This window comes from Micromonospora polyrhachis (assembly GCF_014203835.1).
GTDB classification, from domain to species: Bacteria; Actinomycetota; Actinomycetes; order Mycobacteriales; family Micromonosporaceae; genus Micromonospora_H; species Micromonospora_H polyrhachis.
Map to the genome: position 1 here is coordinate 1,291,536 of NZ_JACHJW010000001.1, position 21,103 is coordinate 1,312,638.

The 21,103-nt window shown below is 70.5% G+C and carries 24 protein-coding genes and 1 pseudogene; 11 read left to right on the forward strand and 14 right to left on the reverse strand.

Annotated elements, in window-relative coordinates; translation table 11 throughout:
- The first annotated feature begins 110 nt into the window (after positions 1–110).
- Positions 111–776, forward strand: a complete 666-nt coding sequence (locus tag FHR38_RS05005; RefSeq protein WP_184533175.1) for a potassium channel family protein — start codon at positions 111–113, stop codon at positions 774–776.
- Between the two features lie 2 nt (positions 777–778).
- Positions 779–1,471 carry a potassium channel family protein gene (locus tag FHR38_RS05010; RefSeq protein WP_184539255.1) on the forward strand — a complete coding sequence of 231 codons (693 nt, stop codon included), beginning with the start codon at positions 779–781 and terminating at the stop codon, positions 1,469–1,471.
- Positions 1,472–1,523: 52 nt separating this feature from the next.
- On the opposite strand, the gene FHR38_RS05015 is transcribed toward FHR38_RS05010, so the two are convergent.
- The 4 genes from FHR38_RS05015 to dut all read right to left on the reverse strand — a co-directional run bounded on the left by FHR38_RS05015 (position 1,524) and on the right by dut (position 4,159).
- Positions 1,524–2,201, reverse strand: a complete 678-nt coding sequence (locus FHR38_RS05015; RefSeq protein ID WP_184533177.1) for a DUF3159 domain-containing protein — start codon at positions 2,199–2,201, stop codon at positions 1,524–1,526.
- A gap of 88 nt (positions 2,202–2,289) precedes the next feature.
- Positions 2,290–2,670 (reverse strand): OB-fold nucleic acid binding domain-containing protein, encoded by a 381-nt coding sequence (locus FHR38_RS05020; protein ID WP_184533179.1) that lies wholly within the window; start codon positions 2,668–2,670, stop codon positions 2,290–2,292.
- A gap of 246 nt (positions 2,671–2,916) precedes the next feature.
- Positions 2,917–3,654, reverse strand: a complete 738-nt coding sequence (locus tag FHR38_RS05025; RefSeq protein WP_184533181.1) for a DUF3710 domain-containing protein — start codon at positions 3,652–3,654, stop codon at positions 2,917–2,919.
- A gap of 19 nt (positions 3,655–3,673) precedes the next feature.
- Entirely contained in the window at positions 3,674–4,159 is a 486-nt protein-coding gene (gene dut, locus FHR38_RS05030; protein WP_184533183.1) for a dUTP diphosphatase, read from the reverse strand.
- 84 nt (positions 4,160–4,243) lie between these two features.
- Here dut and FHR38_RS05035 point away from each other — a divergent pair, with 84 nt between their 5' ends.
- Complete coding sequence (locus FHR38_RS05035; protein WP_184539257.1) at positions 4,244–4,744, forward strand: DUF3093 domain-containing protein; 501 nt, start codon at positions 4,244–4,246, stop codon at positions 4,742–4,744.
- 55 nt (positions 4,745–4,799) lie between these two features.
- Here FHR38_RS05035 and FHR38_RS05040 read toward each other — a convergent pair whose 3' ends face one another.
- Both FHR38_RS05040 and FHR38_RS05045 read right to left on the reverse strand, forming a co-directional pair.
- A complete protein-coding gene (locus FHR38_RS05040) occupies positions 4,800–5,678 on the reverse strand; it encodes a hypothetical protein (protein WP_246446320.1) in 879 nt (292 codons plus the stop codon).
- Positions 5,679–5,849: 171 nt separating this feature from the next.
- Positions 5,850–6,146, reverse strand: a complete 297-nt coding sequence (locus FHR38_RS05045; protein WP_184533185.1) for a DUF4193 domain-containing protein — start codon at positions 6,144–6,146, stop codon at positions 5,850–5,852.
- A gap of 439 nt (positions 6,147–6,585) precedes the next feature.
- Between FHR38_RS05045 and FHR38_RS05050 the strand changes: the two genes are divergently transcribed.
- Positions 6,586–7,101 (forward strand): LytR C-terminal domain-containing protein, encoded by a 516-nt coding sequence (locus tag FHR38_RS05050; RefSeq protein ID WP_184533187.1) that lies wholly within the window; start codon positions 6,586–6,588, stop codon positions 7,099–7,101.
- Positions 7,102–7,196: 95 nt separating this feature from the next.
- Here FHR38_RS05050 and FHR38_RS05055 read toward each other — a convergent pair whose 3' ends face one another.
- The gene (locus tag FHR38_RS05055) at positions 7,197–8,024 is read right to left on the reverse strand and encodes an inositol monophosphatase family protein (protein WP_184533189.1); all 828 of its coding nucleotides are present in this window, start codon (positions 8,022–8,024) and stop codon (positions 7,197–7,199) included.
- A 288-nt stretch (positions 8,025–8,312) separates the two neighbouring features.
- Between FHR38_RS05055 and FHR38_RS05060 the strand changes: the two genes are divergently transcribed.
- Together FHR38_RS05060 and FHR38_RS05065 are read left to right on the forward strand one after the other, a co-directional pair.
- The gene (locus FHR38_RS05060; protein WP_184533191.1) at positions 8,313–9,893 is read left to right on the forward strand and encodes an RNA polymerase sigma factor; all 1,581 of its coding nucleotides are present in this window, start codon (positions 8,313–8,315) and stop codon (positions 9,891–9,893) included.
- A 244-nt stretch (positions 9,894–10,137) separates the two neighbouring features.
- Entirely contained in the window at positions 10,138–10,371 is a 234-nt protein-coding gene (locus FHR38_RS05065) for a DUF7455 domain-containing protein (protein WP_184533193.1), read from the forward strand.
- 277 nt (positions 10,372–10,648) lie between these two features.
- Here FHR38_RS05065 and FHR38_RS05070 read toward each other — a convergent pair whose 3' ends face one another.
- From FHR38_RS05070 to FHR38_RS05080, 3 genes and pseudogenes are all read right to left on the reverse strand, one after another.
- On the reverse strand, positions 10,649–12,373 hold the full coding sequence (locus tag FHR38_RS05070) for a DEAD/DEAH box helicase (RefSeq protein ID WP_184533195.1): 1,725 nt from the start codon (positions 12,371–12,373) through the stop codon (positions 10,649–10,651).
- A 454-nt stretch (positions 12,374–12,827) separates the two neighbouring features.
- A pseudogene (locus FHR38_RS05075) lies at positions 12,828–13,442 on the reverse strand (trimeric intracellular cation channel family protein); the annotation flags it as partial.
- 40 nt (positions 13,443–13,482) lie between these two features.
- On the reverse strand, positions 13,483–13,719 hold the full coding sequence (locus FHR38_RS05080) for a DUF3039 domain-containing protein (RefSeq protein ID WP_184533199.1): 237 nt from the start codon (positions 13,717–13,719) through the stop codon (positions 13,483–13,485).
- 70 nt (positions 13,720–13,789) lie between these two features.
- Between FHR38_RS05080 and FHR38_RS05085 the strand changes: the two genes are divergently transcribed.
- Both FHR38_RS05085 and FHR38_RS05090 read left to right on the forward strand, forming a co-directional pair.
- Positions 13,790–14,722 (forward strand): pseudouridine-5'-phosphate glycosidase, encoded by a 933-nt coding sequence (locus FHR38_RS05085; protein WP_184533201.1) that lies wholly within the window; start codon positions 13,790–13,792, stop codon positions 14,720–14,722.
- Positions 14,722–15,642 carry a carbohydrate kinase family protein gene (locus FHR38_RS05090; RefSeq protein WP_184533203.1) on the forward strand — a complete coding sequence of 307 codons (921 nt, stop codon included), beginning with the start codon at positions 14,722–14,724 and terminating at the stop codon, positions 15,640–15,642. The genes FHR38_RS05085 and FHR38_RS05090 overlap by 1 nt, the downstream gene beginning before the upstream one ends.
- A 263-nt stretch (positions 15,643–15,905) precedes the next feature.
- Here the strand turns inward: FHR38_RS05090 and FHR38_RS05095 are convergent, their stop codons facing one another.
- Positions 15,906–16,262: a DUF3099 domain-containing protein gene (locus tag FHR38_RS05095; RefSeq protein ID WP_184533205.1), complete on the reverse strand. Its 357-nt coding sequence runs from the start codon at positions 16,260–16,262 to the stop codon at positions 15,906–15,908.
- Positions 16,263–16,371: 109 nt separating this feature from the next.
- Between FHR38_RS05095 and FHR38_RS05100 the strand changes: the two genes are divergently transcribed.
- Both FHR38_RS05100 and FHR38_RS05105 read left to right on the forward strand, forming a co-directional pair.
- Positions 16,372–16,659: a hypothetical protein gene (locus FHR38_RS05100; RefSeq protein ID WP_312881850.1), complete on the forward strand. Its 288-nt coding sequence runs from the start codon at positions 16,372–16,374 to the stop codon at positions 16,657–16,659.
- 13 nt (positions 16,660–16,672) lie between these two features.
- Positions 16,673–16,984: a YlcI/YnfO family protein gene (locus FHR38_RS05105; RefSeq protein WP_184533209.1), complete on the forward strand. Its 312-nt coding sequence runs from the start codon at positions 16,673–16,675 to the stop codon at positions 16,982–16,984.
- Between the two features lie 138 nt (positions 16,985–17,122).
- On the opposite strand, the gene FHR38_RS05110 is transcribed toward FHR38_RS05105, so the two are convergent.
- The 3 genes from FHR38_RS05110 to FHR38_RS05120 form a co-directional block, all read right to left on the reverse strand.
- Entirely contained in the window at positions 17,123–18,388 is a 1,266-nt protein-coding gene (locus FHR38_RS05110; RefSeq protein ID WP_184533211.1) for a DUF6395 domain-containing protein, read from the reverse strand.
- Positions 18,385–18,630 (reverse strand): hypothetical protein, encoded by a 246-nt coding sequence (locus FHR38_RS05115; RefSeq protein ID WP_184533213.1) that lies wholly within the window; start codon positions 18,628–18,630, stop codon positions 18,385–18,387. Before FHR38_RS05115 ends, FHR38_RS05110 begins: the two co-directional genes overlap by 4 nt.
- Before the next feature lie 90 nt (positions 18,631–18,720).
- On the reverse strand, positions 18,721–19,296 hold the full coding sequence (locus tag FHR38_RS05120; protein WP_184533215.1) for an HhH-GPD-type base excision DNA repair protein: 576 nt from the start codon (positions 19,294–19,296) through the stop codon (positions 18,721–18,723).
- 165 nt (positions 19,297–19,461) lie between these two features.
- Here FHR38_RS05120 and FHR38_RS05125 point away from each other — a divergent pair, with 165 nt between their 5' ends.
- A complete protein-coding gene (locus FHR38_RS05125) occupies positions 19,462–20,943 on the forward strand; it encodes a DUF7782 domain-containing protein (RefSeq protein ID WP_184533217.1) in 1,482 nt (493 codons plus the stop codon).
- The last annotated feature ends 160 nt before the right edge of the window (positions 20,944–21,103 follow it).

Below are 21,103 nucleotides of genomic sequence, written 5' to 3' on the forward strand. Positions count from 1 at the left end.
GAACCACACGACCGGTACGGTCGGTCGGCGGGCCGAGCGGCGGCGTGGCACGCTCTTGGTGACAGTCCCACCGGTACGGCTGGGCGCACGCGGTCTGTGGGAGGAGCACCGTGCACATCGTGATCATGGGTTGTGGCCGGGTCGGCTCGACGCTCGCCCACAGCCTGGAGTCCCGAGGGCACACGGTCGCCGTCATCGACCAGGACGCGGACTCGTTCCGCCGACTCGGTGCCGACTTCGGCGGTCTCACCGTCACCGGTATCGGCTTCGACGGCGAGGTGCTCCGCCAGGCCGGCATCGAACGGGCCGACGCCTTCGCCGCGGTGTCCAGCGGCGACAACTCCAACATCATCTCGGCCCGGCTGGCCCGGGAGACGTTCGGCGTGCCCCGGGTGGTGGCCCGCATCTACGACCAGCGGCGGGCGCAGGTCTACGAGCGGCTCGGCATCCCGACGGTCGCCACCGTCCGGTGGACCGCCGACCGCATGGTCCGACATCTGGTGCCCGAGGGCAACGTGGAGATCTTCCGAGATCCCACCAGCACCATATCGATCATCGAGGTGCCGATGCACGACGACTGGATCGGGCGACCGCTGCGGCTGCTGGAGGAGACGACCGGCGCGCGGACGGCGTACCTGATGCGGTTCGGCATCGGCACACTGCCCACGGCGTCCACCGTCATCCAGGAGGGTGACCAGGTATTCATGCTGGTCACCGACGACATCGCCGGGCCGGTCACGTCGGCGGCGGGGGCACCGCCGGAAGGAGGACGGTGACCATGCGGGTCGCCATCGCGGGGGCGGGCAACGTCGGGCGATCGATCGCCCAGGAACTGATCGAGAACGGCCACCAGGTGATGCTCATCGAGCGCCAGCCGAAGATGCTGCGCCCGGACCGCGTACCGGCCGCCGAGTGGGTGCTCGCCGACGCGTGCGAGCTGACCAGCCTGGAGGAGGCCGACCTCGCCGGCTGTGACGTGGTGGTGGCCGCCACCGGTGACGACAAGGCGAACCTGGTCGTCTCGTTGCTGGCCAAGACCGAATTCGCCGTTCCCCGGGTGGTCGCCCGGGTCAACCGGGCCGAGAACGAATGGCTCTTCACCGACCAGTGGGGCGTCGACGTGGCGGTCAGCACGCCCCGGGTGATGGCGGCCCTGGTCGAGGAGGCGGTCACCGTCGGCGACCTGGTCCGGCTGATGACCTTCCGACAGAGCGAGGCCAACCTCGTCGAGATCACCCTGCCGCCCTCCGCGCCCTACGTCGGGCACCCCATCCACGCCGTACCGCTGCCGAGGGACGCCGCCCTGGTGGCGATCCTGCGCGGCAAGCGGGTGCTGGTACCGAGCCCGGACGATCCGCTGGAGGTCGGCGACGAACTGATCTTCGTCTGTACGGCGGAGACCGAGGACGCGGTCCGCACCGTCATCCTGGGTGCCGACAGCGTCGAACGGACCCGCAACAACGCCGGCTGAGCCTCGGCAAGGCGAGGCGAGGCGAACCGCCCGGCCGTGCGGCGGGTACGCCTCAGCCGGCCAGCGGGGTGGGCACCGTCCGGGTGACCCGGCGCACCGTCCAGCCGGTGATGGCCAGCAGCAGCGCGTACGGCGGGTAGCCCAGCGCCAACCGGGCGATGCCCAGTGCGGTGTCCATGTCTGCCAGGTAGAGCCCGGCCTGCACGCCGACCTTGGCCAGCCAGACCACGCCCCACAGGACGGTGAGCCAGGTGAAGGTACGGACCAGGCGGGGATCCTGCCGCCAGCGCGAGCTGCCGCCGGCCATGAGCACCGACCAGAGCCAGCCGACCAGCGGCTGACGGATCGCGGCCGACCCCAGTAGGGCCAGCCCGTAGCCGATGCCGTAGAGGATGCCGGGTAGGTGGAAGTCCTTCTCACTGCCGGTCTTCCAAGCGATCACGGCACCGATACCGATGCCGAACAGGCCGTTGATCGCATGCCGGACGGGCCGGCGCTGGATCAGCCGCAGTACGGCGATCCCCACCGCGACGGTGACCGATGCGATCAGCGCCGGACGCAGCTCGGTCAGGATGTTGACCAGCACGAAGACGGCCACCGGAATGCTCGACTCGGCCAGCCCGCGCCAGCCGCCCAACTGCTCGGCGACCTGCTCGGCGATGGTGGGCAGCGGTGCCTCATCCTGCGGATCGGTGTCGACCTCGGCGTCCCGATGCTGTCCGGTCGTCATCTGCGCCTCTCCCCTGTACTGGCCGTCTCCCCTGTCGGGCGGCGGCCGTGGAGACGGTTGCCCGCCGATCGGTGGGCCGTCGGCGCCTTCACCGGGGCATTTCCAACTCGTAGTACGGGTTGTAGATGACCTTACGGTCGTCCCGCACCGCCACCCGGCCCCGAGCGGTGAGCTGCCGCCCCGGTTCGATACCAGCGATGTGCCGCCGGCCAAGCCAGACCAGCGTCACCACGTCGCTGCCGTCGTAGAGGTCGGCCTCCAGGGTGGGCAGATTGGTACGTGGCGTGTAGACCACGGTGCGGAGCCGTCCGGCGATCGACACCACCTGACCTCGCTGGCACTGCCGGGCCGGCGTACCACCGGACTCGGCGCTCTCCCGCTGCAACTCCTGCGCCTCGATCTCGGCCTCGCTCGCGGTCAGCCGCTGCAGCATCCGCCGCAGCGACACCCGAGCCTCGTCGGTCGCCATGACCTCGGTGTCACCCTTTCCCGGCGTGAGCCGCAGTTGCCGGCATCAGCCAGTTGCCGACGCGACCTGCACCTGGCGGCGCGAGCCGCAGTTCCCGGCACGAGCCGCAGTTCCCGGCACGAGCTGCACCTGCCGACGTGAGCCGTCCGGCCCGGTCCCGGTGGGAGCCATGCCGAAAGCGTACGCCGAACAGCCGGCTCCTCGCAGTGGCACCTGCGGGGCCGGCCGGCGACCGGGAGATACGGATCAGCTCGACCCGCGTGGTCGCGGCGACGGTTTGTCGCGATGCGGGGTCTGATGTCCGGACACCATGCCGTTGACCGGAGCAGCGTTCGGCTGTGCCTCGGCACCCGGATCGGCCTGCTGGGCCATCTCCCGGGGCAGCCGCAACGGCAGTGGCTCACGCACCGGCTTCGCCTCGTTGCCCCGGTCGACCACCAGGCCAGCGAGGCATTCGGCGAGCGGGCCAGCCGCCGCCGGGCTGCTCGCCGCGGTGCCCTGGTACACCCCGCGCACCATCCACCGGGGCCCGTCCACCCCGACGAACCGCAGTTCGGTCGGGCCGTCCGGGGTGTCGACCCGAGCCAACAGTTCGACGCCGTACTCGCCGTCGGTCTCCTGCGTGGTAGCGCCGTCCTTGGTCAGGGATGTGCGGATCTCGTCGCGCACCTCCGGCCAGATCCCCTCCGACCGGGGAGCGGCGAAGACCCCCAGTTGCAGGGCGCTCTCCCCGTGCACCAGCACGACCTGTTGGATCGTGCCATCGGGGTCGGCCTGGACCCGGACCTCCACTCCCCCCACCGCCGGTATCCGCAGGCTGCCCAGGTCGAGTCGCTGCACCTCAGGTGCCGCCTCGGTGACGTCGTACGGGCCGCGCCCGGCGGACTCCGCCCCCACCTCGTCGTCGTGGGCCACCGAATCGATGTCCGGCCGCCCCGACTGGGCATGCCGCCCGGAGTCACGGCGTCCTCGGGAGAAGATCACTTTGCCCGCCTTCCGTCTCTCAGCTCTTGTCGCTCGCGCCACGTGGCGCGAGCAGGTCCGCGTGCCCACCGGTCGATCCGTGCCCGCCGGTACCCCGAGGGGAATCGGGCAGTTCGTCGACGACATGGAACCGGGCCCGCTCCACCCGCTGCACCACCAGCTGGGCGATCCGATCGCCACGGGAGATCTTCGCTGCCCTCACCCGATCATGGTTTATCAGGTTGACCAGAATCTCGCCACGGTAGCCGGCGTCGACCGTACCGGGGGCGTTGAGCACCGTCACGCCCAGCCGCGTGGCGAGTCCGGAGCGGGGGTGCACCAGCCCCACGAACCCGTCCGGTAACGCGATCGCCACACCGGTGCGGACCAGCACCCGGGCACCCGGCGGGATCTCCACGTCCTCGGCGGACACCAGGTCGGCTCCGGCGTCACCAGGGTGGGTGTACGCCGGCAACGGCAGATCCGGGTCCAACTGCCGTACGGACACAGGCACGTCGTGGGTCACGGTCTCCTACTTCCATCCGGGAGTTCGGTGGTCGTCTCCATCCTGCCGGGTACGACCGTCCCGCCGCGCCGTACCCTCGACAGGGTGACACCGTCCCGCTCTCAGTCCACCGCGGTTTCGACCGCACCGGCCACCCACGGGTACGCCGAACGGCTACGTCTGCCCTGGTGGGCGTGGCTGCTCGGGATCGGCTTCGCTGCCTTCATGGCGGTGGAGATCTGGATGGGTGCGCCCGGGATGCGTGCCTGGCTGCCGTTCGCGATCCTGCTGCCGCTGACCGGAATCGGCCTGTGGTGGCTCGGTCGGATCAGGGTCGCCGTGCAGGACGGTGAGTTCCTGGTCGACGATGCCCGGCTGCCGGTCCGGTTCGTCGCCGACGCCATCGCGTTGGACGCCAACGGACGGCGCGAGGTGCTGGGGGTGGGCGCCGATCCGCTGGCATTCGTCGTGCAGCGCCCCTGGGTGCCCGGTGCCGTCCAGGTGGTCCTCGACGACCCGGCCGACCCCACGCCGTACTGGGTGGTTAGTTCGCGCAATCCGGTCCGGTTGGCCACGGCGATCCTCGCTGCGCGGGACGCGGCCTGAGCCGGCGTCCACCAGGTCCGTGCCGGGCCTGCGTACGACGGGCTCGTCAGGCCGCTCAGCGGTCGTCGGCGGCCCGGCCGGTGATCACCCCAGCCGGCCCGGTGACGCCGGCCGCTCCGATCACGCCGGCCGCTCCGATGATGCCGGGCGGACCGGCGGCCTCGATGCCAGACCCAACCCGCAGGTCGGTACGGATCTGGTCCCCCAACTTCCGGGTCGCACGACGGTTGAGGTAGCTCGCGACCGCCGCGCCGGTGAGGAAGGGCCCCAACGTGCTGAGGTTGCGACCGAACCGGCGCAGCAGGGTGTCCCGTAGTTCGTTGCGGGCCGCCGTGCCGAGCACGGTGCCCACCCCGACCCCGGGCACCATCGGGTTGATCCCACGTCGACTCGCCCAAGAATGGACCATGCTGGCCGCGCGCTGGGTTCCGGTGCCCGGGAGCCGCGCGCCGTAGACCTCGTGCAGTTCACCGATCAGCTTGATCTCGATCGCGACGACCGCCACCGTCTCGGCGGCCAACAGCACGGGCGCCGACAGCAGAGCCGGCGTGGCCGCCCACTTCACCGCCGCCACCCCGCCACCGGCGGCACCGATTCCGGCGGTGGCCCGGGCGGCGTTGCGGATCAGCCGCTCGGCGAGCGCGTCGTCGTTCAGGCCGTCGAAGTGCCGGCGTAGCGTCTCCCGGTCGCGGATCGGAATGTGCGGCACGACGTCGCTCACCGTGTCGGTGAGCCAGCGAATGGCCGCCTTCGGCTTGAACAGGTCTGCCAGCCCACGGCCACGCACCTGACCGACAAGGGCACGCAACAGCCGCCGACGTTGGGCCTGCCCCAGCTCACCATCGCTGAGGGCGACAACAGTCGCGCCCAGGTCCCCGTCGACTCCAGCCGGTGCCGCAGGCGGGGTTTCCGGCTTCCCGTAAGGCCCGTCCATGGTTTGACCTCCAGCACGAATCGCTCCGGAGCACATCGAGGCTGCCGGATCGCGCCGTCCAGCATCGAGCTGCCTGAATCAAGTCAAGCAGCTCGACACCCCCCGCGCATGCCGAGTCGGTTGCGGCGACCTCCACCGCCGAGGCCGCCGCTCGAGCCCCCCTGCTACAAATCAGGCGCACTCACGACAAATCAGCTCGCCGTTGCGCTCAATGGCAAGCTGGCTGCGGTGATGCACGAGGAAGCAGCGTCCGCAGCGGAACTCGTCCGACTGCATCGGCAGCACCTTGACCGTGAGCTCCTCATCGGCCAGGTCGGCACCCGGTAGCTCAAAGCTCTCGGCAACCTCGGCCTCGTCGACGTCCACGGCGCCGGACTGTGAGTCGACTCGCCGTGCCTTGAGCTCTTCCAGGCTGTCCTCGCCGAGGTCGACCTCGTCGCGACGCGGGGCGTCGTAGTCGGTGGCCATCGGTTTCACTCTCCCATATCGATATAGTCGCTTCCGGTTGTAACGCCGGACGACACTGTTTCGGTTCCGCTGGCCGGCCTTCTTTTTTCCGGACCTGCACCCCGACCTGTTACAGCCGGGTCACAGCCGCCAGGGAACTCCCCCGGCGAGCGCGGTACCTTACCCCCCTCGGGCAGGGCATGTATACCGCCCTCGTGGCATGGTTGTACGCCCGAGCGCGCGGAGTTGTTCCCAATGTGACTCAGGCGACACGAAGATAGGGGCAGGAGTAAGCTGATCGCTGTCGGCGCGCCGGCACTATCGGCGGTTTCCACACAACGAACCGGCACCCGCTAGCCTCAGCGGCATACGCGGTAGCCGGCACAGGCGGGCCCACCCCCGCCCCCGGCAGCCGACCATCACACTGCATGGGGAGCCCCCGAATATGAGCTTTGCGCGCGTGCGAGCGCTCGTTGTCGTCGGCGCACTGGTGGTGCTCGCCCTGGTCTTCGTCGTGATCGCAATCGTGCGGGACACCCAGAGCGGACGAGCCGGGGCAAAGGGGTGCCCGGACGGATACGTCCTGGTCGACGTCAAACTGAGGATGGCCCAGGACGTCAAGGTCAATGTCTACAACGCGACCGACGAACCAGGGCTGGCGGGTAGCGTCGCCGACGATTTCCGCAACCGCAAGTTCCAGGTGCTGAAGTCTGGCAACGAGAAGCCCGTGGACGAGGTCGCGGTGCTTCGGTACGGCCCCAAGGGCGTCGGATCGGGGCATCTGCTGCGGGCCTACTTCCTCAACGAGGCGAAGCTGCAGTTCGACCCGAAGCGCGAGGATGACGTGGTGGACGTGGTGATCGGCGGCGGTTTCCAGCAGCTGGCCACCACGACCGAGGTCAACCAGTCGCTGGGCGAGATCGGCGGCCAGCCGGAGCTGCCGGCAGGCACCTGCGCCGCCCCGAAGGACGAGTGAGGTAGTCAGCCGGCCGGCTGGGGGATCGCGCCACGGTCCGACCTCCCAGCCGGCCGGAACGCCCTCCAGCGGCAGCAGCCAGCTCCGGCGGCGGGTCACGGTCCGCCGGCAGCATCCAGCTCCGCCAGCCGGGCGTGCAACGGCTCGAAGAGCGCCGGCGGGGCGGCGATGACCAACTCGGGACCGGGCGGCGCACCGGCCAGACCGGCCACCCGCAACCCGGCCTCGGCGGCGATCAGCCCGCCCGCGGCAAGGTCCCAGGCGGCCAGCCCCTTCTCGTAGTACGCGTCGACCGCACCCTCGGCGGCCAGGCACAGATCGAGCGCTGCGGCACCGAACCGGCGAATGTCCCGGACCTGCGGGATCAGCTGAGCCAGTACTGCCGCCTGGTGGGCCCGCCGGCCCGAGTCGTAACCGAACCCGGTGGCGACCAGGGCCTGCCCAAGATCTGTCTCCGTGGAGCACCGCAACCGCTGACCGTCACGGAAGGCACCGTCACCCCGGGTGGCGGTCCATTCGGCGCCGGTCGCCGCGTTCCGGACCACCCCGGCGACCACCACCCCGTCGATCTCCGCCGCCAGCGAGATCGCGTACTGGGGTAGACCGTAGAGATAGTTGACGGTGCCATCGATGGGGTCCACGATCCACCGCACCGAACCCGGGGCGGCTGGCCGGTTGGAACCGCCAGAATCGCCGTATTCCTCGCCGAGGACGGTGTCCTGGGGGCGAATCGCCCGCAGCGCCGCCACGACCTGTCGCTCCACCGCCCGGTCCGCCGCCGTGACCACGTCGGTCCTGGTGCTCTTCGTGGTTATCCCGGAAACCCCCTCGGCCCGCATCGACCGTGCGGTGTTGGCCGCGTCACGGGCCACCGCCAATGCGACTTCCAGCAGCTCGCCCGGTGTCGGCCCGGTGCCCCGCATGTCGTCCCCTTCCCGCACGGCTACGGCAAGACGAGCCGGGCGCGAGTATCATCCTTACAAAGTCCACATTCGCTTCGAGTCGGCGGCCCTGGCCGCCTCTCTGGCGTGCGGCGGGGGATGATCGCCGCAGACGGCGTTACAATTCACGCCTGCCCACGCGCCACGGACCGCCAACGACCGGCCGGCCCGCGACACGGGGGTACCTCAACCACATCGGCCCGGCACGACGCCTAGCGCTGCGCTGGCCGATCACGGCCGTGCTCGCTCATCGCCTCCGGAAGGTCATTCGTGACAGAACCCCGCCACACCGGCGTCGACGTACGCTCGCTCACCGACACTCTGATCGCCCATGCGCAGAACGCTGGCGGCCAGCTCACCTCGGCCGAGCTTGCGCGCACGGTCGAGACCGCTGAGGTGACTCCGGCCCAGGCCAAGAAGATCCTGCGCGCGCTCTCGGACGCGGGTGTCACCGTCGTCGTCGACGGATCGGCAAGTACCCGCCGCCGGGTCGCAGCCGCACGATCGGCCACGCCGGCATCCCGCGCGACCACCGCCAAAACCACCAAGAAGGCCGCACCCCCGGCCCCGAAGCAGGCATCCGGCGGGGACGAGGCGGTGCCGGCCCGCAAGGCCGCTCCGCGTAAGGCCAGCGCGACCGCTGGGGTGGGCGCGAAGTCCACCGAGGCGGCCGCCAAGGCCCCCCGTGCCAAGTCCGCCGCTCCGGGCACCGGCCCCGCCAAGGCGACGAAGGCCACCAAGGCCAAGAACGGGGAGCCCGGCGTCGACGGGGACATCGATCCGGAGGAGCTTGCCGCCGAGATCGAGGACGTCGTCGTCGAGGAGCCGGCCGAGCTGACCCAGGCCGCCGAGGCGGGCGGCACCGACTTCGAGTGGGACGACGAGGAGTCCGAGGCGCTCAAGCAGGCCCGTCGGGATGCCGAGCTGACCGCGTCGGCCGACTCCGTCCGGGCCTACCTCAAGCAGATCGGCAAGGTCCCGCTGCTCAACGCCGAGCAGGAGGTCGAGCTGGCCAAGCGGATCGAGGCCGGGCTCTACGCCGCCGAGCGGTTGCGTGCCGCCGACGAGGGCGAGGAGAAGCTGGTCCGGGAGATGGTCCGGGACCTGGGCTGGATCTCGCGGGACGGCGAACGGGCCAAGAACCACCTGCTGGAGGCGAACCTGCGGCTGGTGGTCTCGCTGGCCAAGCGCTACACCGGGCGGGGCATGGCCTTCCTCGACCTCATCCAGGAGGGCAACCTCGGCCTCATCCGCGCCGTCGAGAAGTTCGACTACACCAAGGGCTACAAGTTCTCCACCTACGCCACCTGGTGGATCCGCCAGGCCATCACCCGCGCCATGGCCGACCAGGCCCGCACCATCCGCATCCCGGTGCACATGGTCGAAGTGATCAACAAGCTGGGCCGGATCCAGCGGGAGTTGCTCCAGGACCTGGGCCGCGAGCCCACCCCGGAGGAGCTGGCCAAGGAGATGGACATCACGCCGGAGAAGGTGCTGGAGATCCAGCAGTACGCCCGGGAACCGATCTCACTCGACCAGACCATCGGCGACGAGGGCGACAGCCAGCTGGGCGACTTCATCGAGGACTCCGAGGCCGTGGTCGCGGTCGACGCGGTCTCGTTCTCGCTCCTGCAGGACCAGCTCCAGCAGGTGCTCCAGACCCTGTCCGAGCGTGAGGCGGGCGTGGTACGCCTCCGCTTCGGGCTCACCGACGGCCAGCCCCGTACGCTGGACGAGATCGGCCAGGTATACGGAGTGACCCGGGAACGGATCCGGCAGATCGAGTCGAAGACGATGTCGAAGCTCCGCCACCCGTCCCGGTCGCAGGTGCTTCGGGATTACCTGGACTAATCCGTCCGGTCAACCAGTTGTGTCACTTTGATCACCAGGTGTACAACAGCTGATAGTGATCGGCCGGTTTCGCCCCGGCGATCGTTGACGTGGCACCCTGGGTGCACGGCACACTGTGCCTACCATGTGTGACCTCGGTCCCCCGGGGGCACACTGGGAAGGCCGCACCCCTCCGGGGTGTTGCACGATAGGTGAGCAATGACCGAAGAGAGTGTTCATCGGTGACGACCCGAGGAGGAAGGCGATGACCCCGACCCTCACGCCGCCGCCCGAGACGGTGGCTCCCCCAGCCGCCGATGAACGGTGCGACCGCTGCAATGCTGCTGGCAAGCTCCGGATCACTCTGGCGGGTGGGAGCGAGTTGGTGTTTTGTGGTCACCACGCGAACAAGTACGCCGAGGATCTGGTGAAGATCACCGTACGGTACGCGGCCGACCCGGAATTCAGCTGGCGTGGCGCCGATCTGATGGCGAACTAGATAGACATAGGTGACCGGAGGTACCCGAACTGGGTGCCTCCGGTCACCTATTTCGTGGTCACCTGTTTCGCTACGGAACGACGTGTGGCGATGGACGCGATCGGCGGCGGCTCAACAGCAGGGCGTACGGCGTGTCACACAGCTCAGCGGTCACCGATCATGTGCACGGGGCAAACCGGACGGCGGTGATCGACGACGGCAGACCGGCCCAGGGTGCTCGACCTCGACCGACCGGGTCAACGCCGCGCCGAGCGAGAGGAGGGTCGCCGGAAACCCCTCAGAGGGTCTGCACGGTGGCGATACGTTCCTCAAGCTGTTCGATGGTGGCCTGGGCACTGGGCGGACCTCCGCACAACCGGCGCAGCTCAGCGTGGATTTTGCCGTGCGGCAACCCGGTGCTGTGGTGCCGGGCCGCGACAAGCGTGTTGAGCTGCCGACGCAACGCCACCCGCCGCTCCGCGGCGCTTCGGGGCCCGGCTGGCTCGCGGGTCGCTGGCGGTGCCGATTCGTTGCTCCTGCGCCGTCGCTGGGCCGCCAACTGCTCGGCTTGCCGCTTGTTGAGCAGCAACGCCACCTGATCGGCGGTCAGCAGCCCCGGTAGGCCCAGGTATTCCTCCTCCTCCGGGGTGCCCGCCTGGGCGGCCGTGCCGAAGGAGGTGCCGTCGAAGATGACCTGGTCGAGTTCGGCGGTGGCCGACAGCGCCTCGAACCGCTTCTCCAGCTCCCCACTGGCCTGCTCGTTGCGTTGCGCCCGCTCCAGCAGGTCGTCGTCGAATCCCTCCCGCTTCTTCGGCTCACCCAGGACGTGGTCGCGTTCCGCTTCCAGTTCACTGGCCAGCCCGAGCAGGTGCGGCACGCTGGGCACGAAGACCGACGCGGTCTCACCGGGGCGCCGGGCCCGGACGAAACGACCGATCGCCTGCGCGAAGTAGAGCGGCGTGGAGGCGCTGGTGGCGTACACCCCGACGGCGAGCCGGGGGATGTCGACGCCCTCGGAGACCATCCGGACGGCGACCAGCCAGCGCTGCTCCGAGGCGGCGAACGAGGCGATCCGGGCCGACGCGCCGTCGTCGTCGGAGAGCACCACAACGGCCTTCTCCCCGGTGACCCGCTCGATCAGCCGGGCATAGGCCCGGGCCGCCTGCTGGTCACTGGCGATGACCAGGCCACCAGCGTCGGGCATCCCGCCCGAGCGCAGCACCTGGAGCCGCGCGTCAGCGGCGCGGAGCACCTGGGGCATCCAGTCGCCCACCGGGTCCAGCGCGGTCCGCCACGCCTGCCCGATCAACTCCTGGGTCATCGGCTCGCCCAGCCGAGCGGCCAGTTCGTCGCCGGCGCTGGTCCGCCACCGGGTCTCCCCCGAGTAGGCGAGGAAGATCACTGGGCGGACGACGCCGTCACGGAGCGCGTGGGAGTAGCCGTACACCGAGTCGGCTCGGGAGCGTTGCAGGCCGTCCTGGCCCCGTTCGTAGTCCACGAACGGGATCGGGTTGTCGTCGGACCGGAACGGCGTCCCGGTCAACATCAGCCGGCGTACGGCCGGCTCGAACGCGTCCCGGACTCCGTCGCCCCAGGTGCGCGAGTCTCCCGCGTGGTGGATCTCGTCGAGGATGACCAGGGTGCGTCGGGTCATGGTGCGCCGCCGGTGCACCTGCGGGGCCATTCCGACCTGGGCGTAGGTGAGTACCGCGCCGTGGAAGTCGGCCGACGAGTGCAGGTCGGAGTTGCGGAAGGCCGAGTCGAGTTGGATGCCCACCCGGGCCGCCGCGAGCGCCCACTGCGTCTTGAGGTGTTCGGTGGGGGCGACGACGGTAACCGCCTCGACGGTGCCGTCGACGAGCAACTCGGCGGCGATGCGTAGGGCGAAGGTGGTCTTGCCGGCGCCGGGGGTGGCGACGGCCAGGAAGTCGTCGGAGCGGCGGCGCAGGTATTCGACCAGTGCCTTGCGCTGCCATGCCCGCAGCGCCGGGAAGGAATCTATCGACGGTGGCGAGGCGGCCATGCGAACTCTCCTCCTCAGCCCGAAGGGCGGCGATCACAGCGGACCGGTGGCATCGGTTCGGGAGCCCTTACGATCACGACACCCACCGCTGTCCGGACCGGTCACCAGGTCCATGAAAACGCCTCCGCGACCGGTGGCCGGCGAAGGCCGTCCCAGCATAACCAGGAGTCGCCTGCCACCCCAGCCGACACCGGCGCCCCGCAGGTCGCCCGGGTGCGTCGCCCGGCCGCCCGGAGACTACCGGGTCATCCGGCGGGCCGCCCAGGTGCGTCGCCCGGCCGCCTCGAGGCTGCCAGGCCAGCCGGCTGGTCGCCGGTCAGCCCGTCGGTCGCCGTCGGTGCCACCGGGAGAGCGGGGTCCCGGTCGACTGCTCCGAACCTCCGGCCGACAGGGCCTTCCCGCTCCGATAGCCCGGGCGGGGTATGCGCCAACCACGCGAAACCGAAGCGGACTCCCGAAGGCCGGCTACCGGGGCCGACCAGCTTCGGCGCAGGGCCACCAGACGTACGACGAAGACCAGCACCGCCGCTCCGACGAGTGCGACCGGTCCGGTGACGCCGGCGTAGTCCAGGCCAGCCACCACGACCGCCCCGGTGAGCGCCGCCACCGCGTAGATCTCTCGCCGCAACACCACCGGGATCTCCCCGGTCAGCAGGTCACGACCGAGGCCGCCACCGATGCCGGTGAGCATCCCGATCAGGCAGGCACCGACGGGTGGTACGTCGACCGAGAGCGCCTTGAGCGTGCCGGCGACGGTGAACAGGCCCAGCCCGGCGGCGTCCAGGACCAGTACGGTGGTCCGCAGGCGGGCCAGTTGTGGATGTAGCCAGAACACGGCTGCGGCGGTGACCACGGCGGTCGTGGCGTACCGCCAGTCGGCGAAGGCCAGGGGCGGCACCTCGTTGATGGCGAGATCCCGGAAGATCCCACCACCGAGGGCGGCGACGAACCCGACGAAGACCACGCCGAAGAGGTCGAGTCGCTTGGCCACCCCGGCCGAGGCACCCGAGGCGGCGAAGACGGCGACACCGGCCAGGTCGGCCAGGAGCAGGGCGGTGGAGGTGGTCACCGCCGAAGGTTACGCAGCGGACCGGGGACTCGGCACCAGCTCAGCCGGTCATCGAGTCGTAGATCTCCTTGCACTTGGGGCAGACGGGTGAGCCGGGCTTGGCCGCCTTGGTGACGGGGAACGTCTCGCCGCAGAGGGCGATCACGAACGTACCCATGACCGCACTTTCGGCGATCTTCTCTTTCCGGACGTAATGGAACATTTCCGGCCCGGTGTCGGCGTCCTTCTGTTCGGGACGCTCGAGAACCTGTGTGCTCACGTCTACACCTCCGGTCATCCAGTTTGGCAGGTCACTACCGCATGGTCCACCGCGCCCCCGCCCGAGCCGAGCCCGTACGGTGTCAGATGTGACCGACTTTCACATCCGGTACGGCGCCGAGGTAGCCGACGCGCGACGCGACGGGCGACCCGTCGTGGCGCTGGAGAGCACGATCGTCTCGCACGGTCTGCCCCGGCCCGACAACCTTCGGGTCGCGCGGGAGATCGAGCAGGCGGTACGGGCCGCCGGAGCGGTCCCGGCGACCATCGGCATGGTGGGTGGCGAACTCGTCGTCGGCCTCGACGACGACCAGTTGACCCGACTCGCCAGCACCGACGGGGTGGCCAAGCTCTCCGTACGCGACCTCGCGATAGCCTCCGCCACCGGCGCGGACGGGGCGACCACGGTAGCCGCCACCAGCGCGGTGGCCGCCGCCGCCGGGATCGGGGTCTTCGCCACCGGTGGGCTCGGCGGGGTACACCGGGAAGCCAGCCAGACCTTCGACGAGTCGGCGGACCTGACCACCCTGGCCCGTACGCCGATCACGGTGGTCTGTGCCGGAGTCAAGTCGATCCTCGACGTAGGAGCCACCCTGGAGCGGCTGGAGACCCTGGGGGTGGCGGTGCTCGGCTATCGCACCCACCGCTTCCCCGGCTTCTTCATCACCGACAGCGGCTTCGGCCTCGACTGGTCGGTGGACTCCCCCGAGCAGGCCGCCGCCGTGCTGACCGCCCAGGCGGCGCACGGCGCACACCTCGGTGGCGTGATCGTGGCGAACCCGCTGCCGATCGACGAGCAGCTCGACCCGGCGCTGCACGACCGTACGCTGGCCGAAGGACTGGCCCGGATGGAGCGCGAGGGGGTCACCGGCAAGGCCGTCACACCGTTCCTGCTGTCTCACTTCCACTCCGCCACCGAGGGCGCCAGTCTCGCGGTGAACGTCCGGATCATCCTGCGGAACGCCACGCTGGCGGCCCAGATCGCGGTCGCCCTGGCAGCGCGTCCCAGCCTCGCCGGCTGATGGCCGTACCGCCACGGATCATCACCGTCGGCGACGTGATCACCGACGTACTCGCGGTGTTGTCCGGACCACTGGCCACCGGCTCGGACGCCCCGGCGGCCATCCGGTTCACCGGAGGTGGCCAGGCCGCCAACACCGCCGCCTGGCTCGGCTGGCTGCGCAGCCCGGTGACCCTGGTCGGGGCGGTCGGCGCGGACGACGCCGGCCGGGCCCGACTGGCGGAGCTGGCCGACCTCGGGGTGCACTGCGCGGTGCGACAGTGCCCGGACACACCGACCGGCACGGTGATCGTGCTCGCCCACGACGGTGAACGGACCATGATCACCGAACGGGGTGCCAACCTACGGTTGACCGCGGCAGACGTGGACGCAGCGCTGGCCGAAGCACCCGACGCGCGGCATCTGCACCTGTCCGCGTACACCCTGTTGGACGCCGGGTCACGCGACGCTGGCCTGCGGGCGTTGGCCGCCGCCCGCGAACTCGGGCTCACCACCAGCGTCGACGCGGCCTCCGCGGCACCGTTGCGGCAGGTCGGGGCGGTGGCGTTCCTGGACTGGGTACGTGACGTCGACCTGTTGCTCGCCAACTCCGACGAGGCCACCGCCCTGGCCGGCGAGCAGGAACCCGAGGCGCAGGCCCGGGCGTTGGCCACGACGGTCCGCAACGCCGTGGTGAAGCGCGGGGCCGACGGGGCGGTCTGGGCCTGCCAGGGTGGGCCGGTGATCGGGTCGCCGGCCCAACGGGTGCCGGTGGTCGACGTGACCGGAGCCGGTGACGCGTTCGCGGCCGGACTGCTGGCCGCCTGGGTGGCCGGGGCCGCGCCGGCCACCGCGTTGACGCGAGCCGGGGAGACCGGCGCGGTGGCGGTGTCGACGGTGGGCGCCCGCCCGGCTGTCGGTGCGACCGGACAAGGAGACTGACGGCGGCACGCCGTCTAGCTGGCGAGGGGAGATCACCAACCGGACGCCCGATATGCCTCGTCGCCAGCCCCGATCGACTCGCGGCCGCACTCGAGCAGCGGCCTGGTCCGTTCGGTGGCGGAATCCTCGAGTTCGCTGAGGCCTTCGGCATCGCGCCGCTCCCCGACTAGCTGCGCAGCGCCTCGTCCCCCGAGTCAGTGAGGGGTGGATCGGGCCGCCGAGTCAGTGAGAGGTGGATCGGGCCCTTTCCGACACGCGGCGGATCAGGGCTCGGCGTCGATGATCGGATGTGGTCGTTCCTCGGCCGACAGGCTGCGTGGTGCGCTTCCGGTGGCGGCGCGGTGCCGGAACCGGTAGGCGAGGCGGTGCTCGTCCTTGGGCGGACGATCGTTGACCAGGATCACGGCCAACCACGGCAGAAGGATCATGCCAACGCCACAGAGCGGTAGCCAGAGCCAGAGCATCGGGGCCTCGACCACGACCAGGACCGCCCCCAGCACCAGGCAGAGGAGGCGGATGCCCATCATGACGAGGTAACGCACCTGGCGGCTCTGCAACTGGTCATCCTGGCTGCGCGAGGCATCGGTGATCAGAATCGGCTCGAACGCCTGACGCTTCACCACGGTCCTCCTCGGGGCTGCCCGTCCATCCTCGCACCTCCCGTGGCCGCTCGTACCATCGGCAACCAGTTCGGTCCGAACCGTGTTACGTGCGTGGTACGCTCCGGCGGTGGGCAGGAGGTTCAGCTTCACCGATGAGGCACTGGGCAACCTGAAGGTCTACGACGTTACCCCGGCAGAAGTCTGGGAAGCCCTGCACAGCGCACGACGGATCATCCGACACCTCGGTGACGACGTGATGATCGTCTACGCGACCGCACACCGGGGTCGGCGACTGGCCATCCTGCTCGCCGAGGCGGACCGGGTCGACCACGACTGGGACATCCTCTCCGCACGGGACCTGAGCGACAGCGAGTCCAAGCGCTACGACGAGGCGATGCGGGGCTGGCGGCGATGAGGAGGCGACACAGATGAACCGGCAGGACGCGACCAAGCAGTTCCCCGACGGTGGCGAGCGGCTCGCCGAGCTGATCGACGGCAGCCAACCGGTTGAGCTGCCCACCCCGGACACCGATGTGCCGATGGTCAGCCGCTCGGTACGGCTACCGCTGGACACCTACGAGCGGGTCCGGGCCGCCGCCGACGCCCGGGGCATCGGGGTCACCACGCTCATGCGGCAATGGATCGAGGCCGGGCTCGCCGACCTCGACGAGTCCGCGACGGTGTCCCTGGCCGACGTACGCCGGGCACTGGCGGCCCTCGCACAGCCCACCGCCGCCTGAGCCGACCCGCCAAGTCCGGGGTGAACCGGCCAGCACCACGCCGACCAGCGCCCGCCAACGCCGCGCCGAACCAGCGCCCGCCAATGCCGAGCGCGTCGACCTCCGTCGGCACGGTGGCCGAATGGTCTGGAATCGCCGCTAGCGCAGGACGTTGGCGAGTGCCGGCCGGCTGGCGGCGTCCCAGGTCTGCACGGTCGTCACCTCATCCGCCGTCATCAACCCGATCCGGTCAGCGACGAACCGGGCGATCGTGGGCCGCCACGGCGGAGGTACCTCCAGGTCCAACGTGGGCGGATAGTAGTGCTCGGCCCACGCCGTACCGGCGATGGTGGGGGAAAGCCGATCCCGCAGTGCGGCGAGAAAGGTGCCGTCGACCCGCGCACGGGCCAAGCCGTACTCCAGCATGTCCTGGAAGTAGAACGGAGGGCCACCGTCGAGCAACTCCCGGGCCACCCGGTGCGTCGCGGGGATCCGGCGCAACAGTTCGGCGGGCAATGGCCCCCGGCGCAACGCCGCGAGGATCAGCTCCTTGCGGAGGCACTTGACACAGGCCAGGCAGGGGCTCTGGTTCGTTCCGAGCAGACACGACCGGGCCAGATCGCCAAGGTCCGAACCGGCGGCCAGCCCCAAAGTCAGCACCTCGGTCATGCCCGCTGCCGGACGCAGCATCGGCAGACCGGCGGCGGCGAAGGGCTGGGCCCATGCGGAGACGCCGTCGCGGCTGAAGCGTCGGCCGTTGTGCAGGAACCGCGACTCCAACACCGTGCCGAAGGCGATCGCCCCCAGATCCAGCCGGTCGGCGAGCAGTGTCAGGCCGATCGCGAAGGCCGGCCAGGTCGGCAACATGGGAAACGGCAGGGTCAGATACTCCAGGTCGGAGCGTACGACGGCGACTCGACGGCCCCGCCCCCCGGCTTCCTCGACCAGCCGTTGGGCCACGTCGAACTTGACGTGGGTAGCCCGGTTCGGCACCCGAGGATGCGGCACCCGACGAAAGAAGAGGTGCGGTGTCTCCGGCGGCAACATCAGGCTGACCGCGAGGGAGTCGTACCCCCCGCTGTAGGAGAGCCCAGCCACCGGCCCCGCCGCACGCGGGGCCAGCCCCGGATCGACCGGACCGGCCACCACCCCCCAGCCGGCCTGGATCGCCTCGGCGAAGTACGACGAGACCGGTTGGTCGAACGACACCCGACGCCCGGCCCACGGCTGGAGGATCAGCCAGGCCGCCAACGCACGTAGGTCGGGGTGGACCCCGCCGGCCGGCTCGGGCAACTCAATCCGGCACCGGTCGGTGAGCAACTCGATCGCCCGGCCATCCTGCCCGGTCGCGGTGAGGGTGTCCTCCGGGTCCAACCTCAGACGCAGCCGCCAGGTCGTCCCGTCGATCTCCCAGGCGGTCCTCATCGGACCCGCTCCCGGTCGGCCTCGCGCGGCGCGCCATCGCCCATCACGAGCGCACGCAACGCGGCCAGTTCGCGTTTCAGTTCCAGCTCGCTCTGCAACAGGCTCTCCACCGCGCGCGCCGACTCGGTCGCCAGCCGCAGCGCCTCCTCCGAGGTACGTCTGGTGCTACGCATCTCCCGATACAGCCGCCGGACCCCAGGTGTCGAGCCGAGCACCCGGCGCAACATGTGCCTGACCGTCATCGTCACTCTCCCCAGGTTCTCCGGTTCGCCCGACACCCCCCGGCTCAGGTCGTCCAGGGCTAGACGCATTCGGCCCTCGCCGGGTTGCGTTCACGCTTTCGAATTCTTGGCGGCGGCCTTCATCTGTTGCTTGTACTCCCGCACGCTCAGCAGCGCCGCCTGGTCGGTGATGTCGGCGACCGAGCGGTACACCCCGTCCTCGCCGTACGACCCGGCGGCCTCCCGCCAGCCCGGCGGTCGTACGCCGAATCGCTTGCCGAGCAGGGCCAGGAAGATCTGCGCCTTCTGCATGCCGAACCCGGGCAGTTCACCGATCCGCCGCAGCGCGGTCGCTCCGTCCGGCGCATCGATCCACACCTGCGCCGCGTCCCCGGCGTGGCGCTCGACGAGCAGCCGACACATGTCCTGGACCCGAGCAGCCATCGCCTTCGGAAACCGGTGCAACGCGGGCCGCTCGGCGAAGATCTTCACCAGCTCTTCCGGGTCGAAGTCGGCCAACTCGTGCGCATCCGGTTCGTGGCCCAGCCGCCGTACCAGGTCGTACGGCGCGGAGAACGCCTTCTCCATCGACACCTGCTGGTCGAGCAGCATCCCGATCAACAAGGCCAGCGGGTTGCGTCGGAGCAATTCGTTGGCCTCGTCCCCGATCGGCAGCGAGAGCGTCATCCGCACATCCTGCCGCTGGATGACACCTCGGACATGGTGACCCGCCGTCACGAATTGAACACAATGAGACCGCGTTGCCGATGGGGAGACCGCTCGACCCACGCCGCCAGGTGAGTCGAACGGGGTTGCACCGGTGCGGCGGGACACAGCCGGCAGTATGGGGGCGTGGACGTACATGACATGCTGCTCTCTCCCACCGGGGTCGACCAGCTCAGGGACGCGCTGATCAGCGCCGGATACACGTCGAGCGGAATCGCCGAGCGGCTCGGACCGGTAGCCACGGGGGCGCTGGCGGGAAACGACTACCGGGCGGCGCTACGGGCCACCGAGGGCGGGGACCGGCTCGACACCCTGATCCGGCTCTTCGTCTGCGCCCAGACCGAACCGGAGCCGGCGGTCGCCGCCGCGCTCGCGCCGCTGCCGCTGGCTGACGCACTCGCTGGCGGGCTGGTCGAGCGGTACGGCGACGGGCTACGTCAGGCCGTCGACCTGGAGCCGTACGGCGACACCTGGTGGGTGCTCTCCGACCTGCCCGCTGGCAGCCGACCCGGACCGCTGGCCAGCGACCACGTGCTGGGCGTGGGAGGTGCCTCCACCACCCTGGTCGGTGCGGCGATCCGCCGGCCGGTCCGCACCGCGCTCGACCTGGGCACCGGTTCCGGTGTGCAGGCACTGCACCTGTCCACCCACGCGCAGAAGGTCACCGCCACCGACCTCTCCCCCCGCTCGCTGCGGTTCGCGGCGACCACCGCCCGGCTGAGCGGACAGGACTGGGAACTGTTGGCCGGGGACCTGGCAGCACCGGTCGCCGGCCGGCGCTTCGACCTGGTGGTGAGCAATCCCCCATTCGTGGTCGGGCCGGGCACCACCACGCACACGTACCGGGACTCCGGTCGGGTCGGTGACGGGGTCGGGGCGGAACTGGCCGCCGCGGCACCGGGCCTGCTCACCGAGGGCGGCACCATGCAGTACCTGGCGAACTGGGTGCACGTCGCCGGCGAGGACTGGGACGAGCGGGTGGCCGGGTGGTTCGCCGGCACCGGGCTGGACGCCTGGGTCATCCAGCGGGAGGTGGCCGACCCGAAGGCGTACGTGGACCTGTGGCTGGCCGACGCCAGCGAGGCCACCGACCCGCAGCGGGTGGTCGACTGGCTGGACTGGTTCGACGCGCACAAGGTCGAGGCGATCGGCTTCGGCGTGATCAACTTGCGCCGCAGCGGCCACGACGTCCCGGTGGTCCGGGTGGAGGAACTACGACAGCCGGTGCAGCCACCGCTGGGCGACCAGGTCGCCGCCTGGTTCGACCGCCAGGACTGGCTCCGGGTACGCGACACCGACGGGCTGCTCTCCGCCCGCTACCAGGCGGCCGACGGCCTGCGGCTACGGCAGGAGGCGACCATGGGCGAGGAGGGCTGGGCGGTCGACCGGCAGGTCCTCGTCATGCCACACGGGCTGCGCTGGTCCGAAGAGGTCGACCCGCTGGTGCTGGCGCTGGTGGGCGGTTGCGACGGGCGGCTGCCGCTGCGTGACCAGCTGGCCCTGCTCGCCGCCGCCCACGAGGTACCGACGGCCGACCTCGCCGAGGCGGCCGGACCGATCATCGCCCATCTGGTCGAACGCGGACTGATCGAACCGCTGCCGGCCTGACCCGGGCCGATCCGGACCGCCCTGCCTGCCTGTCTGCCGAAGCGTCCGGCCCGGACTGCCTGTCTGCCTGTCTGCCTGTCTGCCTGTCTGCCTGTCTGCCGAAGCGTCCGAACCGCCCGGACTGCCCTTGCCCGGTGACCAGCGGGCGCGCACCGCCACC